We start from the raw sequence: 12470 nt of genomic DNA, 5'->3' as shown, positions 1-12470 counted from the left end.
CGGGCCGGGCTATGGTGCGGCCCCACCCTTTGGTGGGGGGGACGCGGGCCTGACGAGCCGGCGGGGGGGCTCCCCCACCTCCGGGGGACGCCCGCCCTGTGGGGCGGCAGACCCCGTACGCTCGCGCCATGACGATCACCTACGAGTGGCGCGGCGACTTCGACAACTCAGCCGTCAATGCGCTGCATGCGGAGGGCTTCGATCATCGGCCCGTCAATGCCGACTGGCTGACGCGGGTGCACCGCCACAGCCTGGGCTGGGTCTGTGCACGTCATGACGGTGACCTCGTCGGCTTCGTGAACGTCGCGTGGGACGGTGGCGCCCACGCGTTCCTTCTGGACACCGTGGTCGCGGTCGGCCACCGCCGCTTCGGGATCGGTGGCGGGCTTGTGGCCGAGGCCGCCCGGCAAGCCCGTACAGCCGGATGCGAGTGGCTGCACGTCGACTTCGAAGACGACCTGCGGTCGTTCTACTTCGACGCCTGCGGGTTCAGGCCGACGACCGCGGGTCTTGTCGCGCTCTGAGTCGCCGCACCGGATCGGCCTACCCGTCCAGGGCGGCGCTGAAAGTTCTTGAATCAACTTCACACGGCCCACTGCCTTTTGAGGCAGCGGGCCTTTAACATCTCCGTCACCGCAAGTTTGCTGCAAGGTTCAGCAAGCGCATTCAGCGGCTCCGAACTGCCTTCAACGACGAAGGAAAAGCCCACATGGCATCCAGCAGATCCCTCGCGGGCGCCATCGCGCTCGCCGCCGCGGCGGCTGTCATGGCCCCCGGCGCCGCACACGCCTCCCCGCCCGGCACCAAGGACGTCACCGCCGTCCTCTTCGAGTGGAACTTCGCCTCGGTGGCGAGGGAGTGCACCAACACCCTCGGCCCCGCCGGCTACGGATACGTCCAGGTCTCCCCGCCCGCCGAGCACATACAGGGCTCGCAGTGGTGGACGTCGTACCAGCCCGTCAGCTACCGGATCGCGGGCAGACTCGGTGACCGTACGGCCTTCCAGAAGATGGTCAACACCTGCCACGCGGCCGGTGTGAAGGTCGTCGTCGACACGGTCATCAACCACATGTCGGCGGGCAGCGGCACCGGAACCGGCGGCTCCTCGTACACCAAGTACAACTACCCGGGCCTGTACTCGTCGTACGACTTCGACGACTGCACCAGCCGGATCAGCAACTACCAGGACCGCTGGAACGTCCAGCACTGCGAACTGGTGGGCCTCGCCGACCTGGACACCGGCGAGTCCTACGTCCGCGGTGCCATCGCCGGCTTCATGAACGATCTGCTCTCCCTCGGTGTCGACGGCTTCCGCATCGACGCGGCCAAGCACATGGACGCCTCTGATCTCGCCAACGTCAAGTCCCGGCTGAGCAATCCGTCGGTGTACTGGAAGCAGGAGGCCATCTACGGCAGCGGAGAGGCCGTCCAGCCCACCGAGTACACGGGCAACGGTGACGTCCAGGAGTTCCGCTACGCCTACGACCTCAAGCGCGTCCTCAACAACGAGAACCTCGCCTACCTGAAGAACTACGGCGAGGGCTGGGGCTACATGAACAGCGGTGTCTCCGGCGTCTTCGTCGACAACCACGACACCGAGCGCAACGGCAGCACGCTCAGCTACAAGGACGACGCCAACTACACGCTGGCCAACGTCTTCATGCTGGCCTGGCCCTACGGCGCCCCGGACATCAACTCCGGCTACGAGTTCTCCGACACGGACGCCGGCCCGCCCAACGGCGGGACGGTCAACGCCTGCTGGCAGGACGGCTGGAAGTGCCAGCACGCATGGCCGGAGATCAAGTCGATGGTCGCCTTCCGCAACGCCACGCGCGGTGAGGCCGTGACGAACTGGTGGGACAACGGCAACGACGCCATCGCCTTCGGACGGGGCAGCAAGGGCTTCGTGGCCATCAACCACGAGTGGGGCTCGCTGAGCCGTACGTACCGGACATCGCTGCCTGCGGGGACGTACTGCAATGTCCAGAACAACACAACGGTGACCGTCAACTCCAGCGGCCAGTTCACGGCCACCTTGGGCTCGAACACGGCCCTGGCAATCTACGCGGGGAAGTCGAGTTGCTGAGTCCTCTGATGCGGTAAGAGGGCTTGACGGTTGCGCGGCGACAGAAAACGCCACCGCCCTGGCCATCCATGGCAAGTCCGGCCTCTGAAAGTTCTTTCCGAGTTTTTCAGGACCCTTGCTGTAAGCCTTTCCTCGGCGATACGGTCGCGCGGGGTCGGACCCAAGAGCCGTACATCGCAAGGAGTCCCTCTGTGATACCGAGATGGCCGGCGCCGTCGAGGCGCCGCACCAGCCATACCGGACGGGTCGCCGCGGTCACCTTGACCGCGCTGGCCGCAGCGCTCGTCCAGCCCCTCGCCGCCCGTGCCGCTACCCCGCCCCCGCCGCCGTCCGATGCCAGGCTCGCCGCCGAACCCGCCCGGCACGACGCCACGCGCGAGCAGTTCTACTTCGTGATGCCGGACCGTTTCGCCAACGGCGACACGTCCAATGACCGGGGCGGCCTCACCGGCACCGGCCTCACCACCGGTTACGACCCCACCGACAAGGGCTTCTACCAGGGCGGTGACCTCAAGGGCCTGACCAAGAAGCTCGACTACATCAAGGGTCTCGGCACCACCGCCCTCTGGATGACCCCGATCTTCAAGAACCGGCCCGTCCAGGGCACCGGCAAAGACGCTTCCGCCGGCTACCACGGCTACTGGGTCGCGGACTTTACCCAGGTAGACCCGCACTTCGGCACCAACAAGGACCTGGAAACCCTCATCGACAAGGCCCATGCCAAGGGCATGAAGGTCTTCTTCGACGTCATCACCAATCACACGGCCGATGTCGTCGACTACGAGGAGAAGTCCTACGGCTACCTCTCCAAGGGCGCGTTCCCGTACCTGACGAAGGACGGCGAGCCCTTCGACGACGCGGACTACGCGGACGGTGCCAAGAGCTTCCCCGCCGTGGACGCCGACTCCTTCCCGCGCACGCCGAAGGTCACGCAGCACCTCAAGGTCCCGTCCTGGCTCAACGACCCGACGATGTACCACAACCGCGGCGACTCGACCTACGCCGGCGAGTCGACCACGTACGGCGACTTCTCCGGCCTGGACGACCTGTGGACCGAGCGTCCCGAGGTCGTCAAGGGCATGGAGAGGATCTACCAGCGGTGGGTCAGGGACTTCGACATCGACGGCTTCCGGATCGACACCGTGAAGCACGTCAACATGGAGTTCTGGACCCAGTGGGCCACGGCGCTGGACGCCTACGCGGCCAAGCGGGGCCGCGACGACTTCTTCATGTTCGGCGAGGTCTACTCCGCCGACACCGCGATCACTTCGCCGTACGTCACCCAGGGCCGCCTCGACGCCACGCTCGACTTCCCCTTCCAGGAGGCGGCCCGGCAGTACGCCTCCCAGGGCGGCAGCGCCAAGAAGCTCGCGTCCGTCTTCGGTGACGACTACAAGTACACGACCGACAAGGCCAACGCGTACGAGCAGGTCACCTTCCTCGGCAACCACGACATGGGCCGCATCGGGTACTTCCTGAACCAGGACAACCCCAAGGCGACCGACGCCGAACTGCTCGCCAAGGACAAGCTCGCCAACGAGCTGATGTTCCTCAGCCGCGGCAACCCCGTCGTCTACTACGGTGACGAGCAGGGCTTCACCGGCTCCGGCGGCGACAAGGACGCCCGCCAGCCCCTGTTCGCCTCGCGTACGGCCGACTACCTCGACGACGACGAGATCGGCACCGACCGCACGCACGCGAGCGACGCGTACGACCCGAGTGCACCGCTCTACCGGCAGATCAGTGCTCTGTCGAAGCTGCGGAAGGCCAACCCGGCGCTGACCGACGGAGTCCAGACCGAGCGCTACGCGGCCGAGGGCCCCGGCATCTACGCCTTCACCCGCACCGACGCCAAGTCCGGCACCGAGTACGTGGTCGCCTTCAACAACGCCGGCGAGGCGAAGACGGCGACCCTCGCGACGGGCTCGGCGGAGATGGCGTACACCGGGATCCACGGCACCGACCGGACGGCCAGGTCCGACGCCGACAAGAAGATCACCGTCACCGTCCCGCCCGGCTCGGCCATCGTCCTCAGGGCGACCGGCAGGCCCGCCAAGCCCGCCACCAAGCCGACGGTCACCCTCAAGGCCCCCGCCCCCGGCGCCACCGGCACCGTGGAGCTCGGCGCCGACGTCGACGGCGGACAGCTCAACCGGGTCGTCTTCGCCGCCCAGATCGGAGACGGCAAGTGGCGGACCCTGGGCTCCGCCGACCACGCCCCGTACAAGGTCACCCACACCATCGCCGAGGCCGTACCGACCGGTACGGCCCTGCGCTACAAGGCGGTGGTGATCGATTCGGCCGGCCGCACGGCGAGCTCCACGGCGGCCTCCAGCACCGGCACTGCACCCACCGAGCAGCCGCCCACCGCCTCCTCCCGCGACTACGCGATCGTCCACTACAAGCGCACCGACGGCGACTACGCCGACTGGGGCCTGTACGCCTGGGGCGACCTCGCCGACGGCGAGTCGACGAACTGGCCCGACAGCCACCCCTTCATCGGCCGGGACGCGTACGGCGCCTTCGCCTACGTCAAGTTGAAGCCCGGCGCCTCGAACGTCGGCTTCCTCGTCATCGACAAGGACGGCAACAAGGACGTCTCCGCCGACCGCACGATCGACGTCACCCGGACCGGCGAGGTGTGGATCGAGCAGGGCAGGGCGGACGTACGGACAGAGCGCCCGGACTACCCCGCCCAGGACAAGACCAAGGCCGTCCTGCACTACCACCGTGCCGACGGCGACTACGACGGCTGGGGCCTGCACGTCTGGACGGGCGCCGCGAACCCCACCGAGTGGTCGAACCCCCTGAAACCGGTGAAGACTGATACCTATGGCGCGGTCTTCGAGGTACCGCTCACCAGCGGCGCCACCAGCCTCAGCTACATCGTCCACAAGGGCGACGACAAGGACCTGCCCACCGACCAGTCGCTCGACCTCACGGCGAACGGCCACGAGGTGTGGCTGGTGAGCGGCCAGGAGAAGTACCTGCTCCCGCAGCCGGCCGGGTCTGCCGCCGCGCTCGACCTGACCACCTCCAAGGCGGTCTGGATCGACCGGAACACGGTGGCCTGGAACGGCTCCGAGGCGGCCGCGTCCACCCAGCTGCCGTACTCCCGCGCCGGCTCGATCGAGGTGAGGGACGGCGGGCTGACCGGCGACGACCAGCGCTGGCTCCGGCTGACGAGGACCACCCTCACGGACGGCCAGAAGACCAGGTTCCCGCACCTGAAGAACTACACCGCCTGGTCCGTCGACCCGCGCGACCGCGACCGGGTGCGCGAGGCCCTCAGCGGCCAGATCGTCGCGTCCCAGCGGGCCGCGAACGGCGCCGTACTTGCGGCGACGGGCGTCCAGATCGCCGGTGTACTCGACGATCTGTACCCCGGGGCGACCAAGGCCGAGCTGGGACCGGTGTTCCACAACGGCCGTCCCACGCTGGCGGTCTGGGCGCCCACCGCACAATCCGTGAAGCTGGAACTCGACGGGTCCACGGTGGCCATGAAGCGGAACGACATCACCGGAGTCTGGTCCGTCACCGGCCCCAAGTCCTGGAAGAACAAGCCCTATCGGTACGTCGTGAAGGTCTGGGCGCCCAGCGTCCGGAAGGTCGTCACCAACAAGGTCACCGACCCCTACTCGGTCGCCCTCACCGCCGACTCCGAGCGCAGCCTCGTCGTCGACCTCGGCGACAAGTCCCTGGCCCCCAGCGGCTGGTCGAACCTCCGCAAGCCCAGGGCCGTACCGCTGAAGGACGCCCAGATCCAGGAGCTGCACATCCGGGACTTCTCGGTGGCGGACAGGACGGCCGCCCGGCCCGGCACCTACCTGGCCTTCACGGACAAGGACAGCGACGGCTCGAAGCACCTGCGTGAGCTGGCGAAATCGGGCACCTCCTACGTCCATCTCCTGCCCGCCTTCGACATCGCCACCATCCCCGAGAAGAAGTCCGACCAGGCGAGAGTCGACTGCGACCTGGCCTCCTACCCGGCCGACTCCGACAAGCAGCAGGAGTGCGTCGCGAAGATCGCCGCGAAGGACGCCTACAACTGGGGCTACGACCCGTACCACTACACGGTCCCCGAGGGTTCGTACGCGACCGACCCGGACGGCAGCGGCCGTACCGTCGAGTTCCGCGAGATGGTCAAGGCGCTGAACGAGGACGGCCTGAGGGTCGTCATGGACGTGGTCTACAACCACACGGCGGCCGGCGGCCAGGCGGAGACGAGCGTCCTCGACCGGATCGTCCCGGGCTACTACCAGCGGCTCCTCGCCGACGGCTCGGTCGCCAACAGCACCTGCTGTGCCAACACCGCCACCGAGAACGCCATGATGGGCAAGCTGGTCGTCGACTCGATCGTCACGTGGGCCAAGGAATACAAGGTCGACGGCTTCCGCTTCGACCTCATGGGCCACCACCCGAAGGCCAACGTCCTCGCCGTCCGCGAGGCCCTGGACGCGCTGACCCTCGACAAGGACGGCGTCGACGGCAAGAAGATCATCCTCTACGGGGAGGGCTGGAACTTCGGCGAGGTCGCCGACGACGCCCGCTTCGTGCAGGCCACACAGAAGAACATGGCGGGGACGGGGATCGCGACCTTCTCCGACCGCGCCCGTGATGCCGTGCGCGGTGGCGGCCCCTTCGACGAGGACCCGGGTGTCCAGGGCTTCGCGTCCGGGCTGTACACCGACCCCAACCCGTCCACGAGCAACGGGACTTCGGAGGAACAGAAGGCCCGTCTGCTGCACTACCAGGACCTGATCAAGGTCGGTCTGTCCGGCAACCTGAAGTCGTTCACCTTCACCGACACCAACGGCGAAGAGGTCACCGGCGCCGACGTCGACTACAACGGCTCACCCGCCGGATACGCGGATGCCCCCGGCGACGCCCTCGCCTACGCCGACGCGCACGACAACGAGACGCTGTTCGACGCGCTCGCCTTCAAGCTGCCGGCCTCGACGAGCGCCTCCGACCGGGCCCGGATGCAGGTCCTCGCCATGGCGACGGCCACCCTCTCGCAGGGCCCGGCCCTCTCCCAGGCGGGCACCGACCTGCTGCGCTCCAAGTCCCTGGACCGCAACTCCTACGACAGCGGCGACTGGTTCAACGCGATCCACTGGAACTGCGCCGACGGCAACGGCTTCGGGCGCGGACTGCCGATGGCGGCCGACAACGCCTCCAAGTGGCCGTACGCCAGGCCTCTGTTGAGCGGCATCAGGGTGGGCTGCGAGCAGATCGAGGGCGCCTCGGCCGCGTACCGGGATCTGCTGAGGATCCGTACGACGGAGAAGGCGTTCTCCCTCGGCACGGCAGGCCAGGTGCAGTCGGCGCTCTCCTTCCCCCTGTCCGGGAAGGACGAGACGCCCGGCGTGATCACCATGGAGCTCGGTGACCTCGTCGTCGTGTTCAACGCGACGCCGAAGACCGCGGAGCAGCGCGTCGACGCGCTCGCCGGGACCGGCTACCGGCTGCACCCGGCGCAGGCGTCGGGGGCGGACTCTATCGTCAAATCGTCGTCCTATGGGCGGGTTTCGGGCACGTTCGCCGTTCCGGGTCGTACTGTCGCCGTGTTCGCCCGGACGGACTGACGTCGCACTACGTTGGGTGGGGCGGACCCGATCGCGGGGCCGCCCCACTTCCCTTTCCCCGAGGGACCGGCGGACATGAACGGCAACGGCAAGCAGACCGACACGACCGTGCTGGTCGTCGACGACGTGGCGGCCAGCCGCTACGCCCTGGGCGCGGTGCTGCGGCGCGCGGGCCACCAGGTCGTGCCGGTCGCGAGCGGGAACGAGGCGCTCGTCGAACTCGACGTACGGCTGCACACGGGCACCCTGCCGGACGTGGCCCTCGTCGACGTCGGGCTGCCGGACATGAGCGGTTTCGAACTGTGCCGCCGGGTCAAGGCCAGGCCGCCCATGGCGGCGCTGCCCGTGGTCCACTTCTCGGCCGCCGCGGTGGGGCCGGGGGACCGGTGCCGGGGGCTGGACGCGGGCGGGGACGCCTATCTGACGGTGCCCGCCGAGCCGCGGGAGATCCAGGCCGTCGTACGGGCGGCGGTGCGCGGGGCGCGTCGGAGCAACGGGGCCGAGACACTCGTCCACCGGCTGACGCTGCTGTCCGAGGCGATCGTGACCGTGCAGTCCGCGCGCACCCTGCGGGAACTGGCCGAGGCGGCCGCGGACGGCGGCGCCCGGCTCACCGGCACATCCGCCGCCGTCTTCGTCGTCGGCCCGGACGGCGAGCTGCACCGGGGCATGTCCCGCAACCGCAGCTCCCTCGCGCTGCCCGACCGTGCCGCGCACGAGGCGGTCGCGCGGCTGGTCACGCGGATCGCCGACGGGCAGACCGGGGTGCACAGCGTCGTCGTGCCCGCCCCGCTGTGGCCGGCCGGTTTCTTCCGGCCCGGCGTCCAGGAGGACGCCCGGCTCGTGGTGGCGCTGACCCAGCAGGGCAGGGCACCGGTGTGCGTCGCCACGCCCGTGCGCCGGGTCGGCGGGAAGGATCCGGTGGACGACGGGCTGATCGCCCGCCTCGCCGAGGCGACCGCGCTCGCCGCCGAGCCGCTGCTGATGTACCAGGCCGAGCGGCACGTCGCCCTCACCCTCCAGCACAGCTTCCTGCCCCGGCCGCACAAGCTCGCCCAGCTGCCCGGCGTCGGTCTCGTCGTCCGGTACGTGCCCGCGTCCCGGGAGACCGAGATCGGCGGCGACTTCTACGCCGCCCTGAGCACCGGCGACGGGGTGCTGACCGCGGTCGGGGACGTGGTCGGGCACTCGCTGGACGCGGCCACCGTCATGGTCGAGATCCGGCACGCGCTGCGCGCCTACTGCGTCGAGGAGAGCGACCCGGCCGTCCTCGCCGCACGCCTGGACCAGATGCTGGTGCACTACCACCCCGACATCACCGCCACCGTCTGCCTGGTCCTGATCGACCCGGACACGGGGCGCACGCGCATCGCCAACGCGGGGCACATCCCGCCGCTGATCGTGCGGGACGGCTCGGGCGCCGACTACGTCGAGGCGTGCGGGCCGCTGCTGGGCCTCGGCCTGGACCGGCCGGAGCCCGCCGAGCTGTACCTCGACCCGACCGACCGCCTCCTCATGGTCACCGACGGCCTCATCGAGAGCCGTGGCACGGATCTCGCGGTCTCCCTCGAGCACCTGCGCAGGGCCGCCGCCGACGCCCCGCCCGGCCTGGACGCCCTGTGCGACACCCTGCTGGGCTGCTTCGGCCACGACCGGGAGGACGACATCGCGATGCTGGCGCTGCGGTTAGGGTGACCCCTGTTGCCTTAGAACAGGAGTGCCCATGCCGCAGATCACCGTCGACTACTCCGGACAGCTGGCGGACGACTTCGACCGGCCCGGGTTCGCGCGGGCGCTGCACACCGCCGTGGTGGAGATCGCGGCCGCGAAGCCGCCGGCGTGCAAGACGCAGTTCCGGCGGACCGAGGACACCACGGTCGGCGACGACAGCGACGGCCACGCGGTCGTCCACGTCACTCTCGGTCTGCTGGCGGGCCGCACCGACGAGACGAAGGCGCAACTCACCGAGGCCGTACTGGAGTTGCTGCGTCAGTACGTGAAGCCCGCCGCGGACCTGGCGCTGCACGCGTCGGCCGAGGTACGCGACCTCGACGCCTCCTACCGGAAGTTCGAGAGCTAGGACGCCAGCGAGATCAGCCGTGCGGCCAGGTCGCTGAACGGGCCCTCGACCGGTTCGTCCTTGAGGATGCGGCGCAGCAGCGCGGTCATCTCGGGGTCGTAGGCGGCACTTACGGCGGCCAGCGCCGCGAAGTCGTGCACGAGCTGTGCCTCCAGCTCGGTGCGCGGGATGCGCCGGCCGTCCAGCCAGATCAGCGCGGTCGACTCGGCGAGCGAGATCCAGGAGCGAACGACCAGTTCCAGTCGCGCGGGCGGATCCTCCACCCGCAGATGCGAAAGGATCTGGTCATAGGCGGCCTGTCGTACGGAGTCGATGAGGGCGTTCGTCGTCGAGGCTGTATTGAACAAGCGGGCTCCGCCCGCGGGGACGGCCGGGCCGCCGCGCATCAGCGCGGAGAAACCGGGGCCGTGTTCGTCGACGAAGTCGAAGAACCGGTGCATCACCCGCCGCAGCCGCGCCCCCAGCGGCCCCTCGTGCGGCTCGGCGAACCGGCCGGCCAAGTCCTCGGCGGCGCGCTTCAACGCGGCCTCGTACAGGCTGAGTTTGCCGGGGAAGTAGTGGTAGACCAGCGGGCGCGAGATACCGGCGGCCGACGCTATCTCGTCGATGGAGACCTCGTCGGGCGACCGGCGGCTGAACAGGTCGAGAGCGACGCCGATCAACTGCTGCCGTCGCTCCTCGACACCCAATCTGCGGCGCACCCCGATAGTCATGCGAACACTTTACCGATCGAATCCGGCCTCGAACGGACCGGACCGATCAGCCGTGTTCACATCCGCGCCGGCGGCTACCGCAGACCGCTGATCGACCGCCCGTTGTCCAAGGTCCCCTTCAGGTCGGCCTGTGCCCCTCGCTTCGTGCGTACGGTGAGCAGGTTGCTCTGCGTGGAACCGTCGATCCCGCCGGTCGCGGTGATCTTCGCCGTGTCCCGGCTGCTCGCCGCGAGCAGGTACCAGGACCCCGCCTTCGACTTCCACAACACCCCCGCCAGCACGTGCGGATCGCGCGGGCCGCACGCCGGAACGTTCTCGGCCTTCGCCGCCACCGCCCCGTACGCCGCGCGCGGCGTGTGGAACTGCGCCAGCACGCGCGTGCCGTCGCCCCGCCAGGTCGCCGCCCGGGTGCACACCCACGCGGCCGAACCGCTCGAGTCGGGCAGCGACTGGTGGGCGTACTCCCAGGCGTTCACCGACCGCACGCCCTGCGAGCGCACGGCGGACAGGGAGCAGGCGAACGGTGCCCAGGTGCGCTGCGCCTTCGCGCCGGACGCCTCGTGGGGTGAGCCGGGCCGTCCGGTGGTGAGGTGGGCGGGGAGCAGTTCGCCGAGGTCCGTCAGCAGGCGCGTACCGGAGTCGTCGGTCAGCTGCAGCACGTTCCACGACGTGCACGTGCCGTTCCGCAGGGCCGGGCTGGCCATCGGTGCGGTGATGCCGTCCGCCATGGTGAGGTCCATCGCGCCGGCGCCCGGCTTCCGCAGGTCCCGCTCGGCCGCCTTCCGCACCCAAGGAGCCGTCAGATAGCGGACGTTGCCGTCGGCCCGGCCCAGCACCATGGCGCTGGCCTCGGCCTTCCTCGCGCCGTCGGCCCGCGCGAAGTCCAGCGCCGCCCCGCTCGCGCCGCCCTTCGGTTCGGCGTACCGGGCGATGCGCAGACCGTCGTAGAGGATTACCACGCGCGCGTTGTCGACGTTCCCGGCGTACAGCAGCTGGGGCGGGCCGGCCGGGCCGCCCGACGGGGTGCCGGGGGTCACCGCGACCTGCACCTTCTCGCCGGGCCTGGCCCAGACGGCGAGGGCGCGGCGCAGCAGGCCCCGGTCGTCGGTGAGGTCGCCGCGAGCGGGCCAGACGGAGAAGTCGGTGCGCGCGGAGGACTTCCACGCGGTGGGCGCGACCTTGGTCAACTTGCCCGGGTCCAGGGCCGCTTGGGCCGCCGGGTTCTGCGCGTACGAGGGCGCGGCGGCGCCGTCGGGGCCCCAGCCGTCGCCGGGCAGAACGAGCAGCGCGCCGCACACGGCGACGGCCGCCGCCGCGGCGAGCGCCGCCTTCATGTGCTGCCTGCGCCGCATCAGGTCGGTGGGCCGGGCCTGCAGCGAACAGGGGTCGAACTCGGGGGAGTCGAGCAGCTCGTACTGCGCGGCGACACCGTCGGCCTCGCGCAGCGCCGCGTCCACGTCGTCGACCCCGGCGGCCGTCAGCACGTCGCGTACGTCGCCGTCCGGCAGCTTCTCCAGACCGCGCAGCACGTACGCGGCGCGGGCCGGGCCGGGCAGCGTGGACAGCTGCTGGTCCAGGGCGAGTTCGTCGGCGCCGCCGGAGCGCGGGAAGAGCCGCAGGCCCCACACCTGGGGCAGCAGCGGCGGCAGCTGGGAGCGCTTGGGCCACGCCTTGCGCTTCAGCGGCAGGCCCGCCTCCAGCGCCGTACGCAGGACTTGGAGGCGGACGAAGGCATAGCCCGGGTCGCCGTCACGGCCGGTCGACTGGGCCGGGATCACGGGCGCGGGCGTCCGGCCACGGGGCAGCGCGCGCTGGGTGAGCGCGTGCGCGGTCACGACACGCCGGTTGCGGCCGATACCCGGCGGCAATACCAGATAGGCGAGCCGGACGAGCCGGGGGTAGTGCTCGACGAGCGCGGCCTCGGCCTGCTCGACGTCCACGACCGGGTCGGTGGGGGAGGCTGGGGAGGGGCGCGGGGCGACATCCTGTGACTGCACGTTCAG

At 70.0% G+C, this 12470-nt stretch carries 7 protein-coding genes; 5 read left to right on the top strand and 2 right to left on the bottom strand.

Annotated elements, in window-relative coordinates:
* The first annotated feature begins 128 nt into the window (after nucleotides 1–128).
* The 5 genes from ABT063_RS43990 (at nucleotide 129) to ABT063_RS43970 (ending at nucleotide 9754) form a co-directional block, all read left to right on the top strand.
* Nucleotides 129–524: a GNAT family N-acetyltransferase gene (locus ABT063_RS43990; RefSeq protein WP_351066590.1), complete on the top strand. Its 396-nt coding sequence runs from the start codon at nucleotides 129–131 to the stop codon at nucleotides 522–524.
* Nucleotides 525–709: 185 nt separating this feature from the next.
* On the top strand, nucleotides 710–2086 hold the full coding sequence (locus ABT063_RS43985) for an alpha-amylase (RefSeq protein ID WP_351066589.1): 1377 nt from the start codon (nucleotides 710–712) through the stop codon (nucleotides 2084–2086).
* 191 nt (nucleotides 2087–2277) lie between these two features.
* A complete protein-coding gene (pulA, locus tag ABT063_RS43980) occupies nucleotides 2278–7674 on the top strand; it encodes a pullulanase-type alpha-1,6-glucosidase (protein ID WP_351066587.1) in 5397 nt (1798 codons plus the stop codon).
* Nucleotides 7675–7749: 75 nt separating this feature from the next.
* Nucleotides 7750–9369 (top strand): SpoIIE family protein phosphatase, encoded by a 1620-nt coding sequence (locus ABT063_RS43975; protein WP_351066585.1) that lies wholly within the window; start codon nucleotides 7750–7752, stop codon nucleotides 9367–9369.
* Nucleotides 9370–9397: 28 nt separating this feature from the next.
* Nucleotides 9398–9754, top strand: a complete 357-nt coding sequence (locus ABT063_RS43970) for a 5-carboxymethyl-2-hydroxymuconate Delta-isomerase (RefSeq protein WP_351066583.1) — start codon at nucleotides 9398–9400, stop codon at nucleotides 9752–9754.
* Here the strand turns inward: ABT063_RS43970 and ABT063_RS43965 are convergent.
* Together ABT063_RS43965 and ABT063_RS43960 are read right to left on the bottom strand one after the other, a co-directional pair.
* On the bottom strand, nucleotides 9751–10467 hold the full coding sequence (locus ABT063_RS43965) for a TetR/AcrR family transcriptional regulator (RefSeq protein WP_351066581.1): 717 nt from the start codon (nucleotides 10465–10467) through the stop codon (nucleotides 9751–9753). The two genes, ABT063_RS43970 and ABT063_RS43965, sit on opposite strands and share 4 nt — an antisense overlap.
* 74 nt (nucleotides 10468–10541) lie before the next feature.
* Nucleotides 10542–12464: a hypothetical protein gene (locus tag ABT063_RS43960; protein ID WP_351066580.1), complete on the bottom strand. Its 1923-nt coding sequence runs from the start codon at nucleotides 12462–12464 to the stop codon at nucleotides 10542–10544.
* Nucleotides 12465–12470 lie beyond the last annotated feature (6 nt).

This window comes from Streptomyces sp. NPDC002838, from assembly GCF_040295365.1.
Lineage (GTDB): Bacteria > Actinomycetota > Actinomycetes > Streptomycetales > Streptomycetaceae > Streptomyces.
This window is presented reverse-complemented; position numbering and strand designations above follow the sequence as displayed.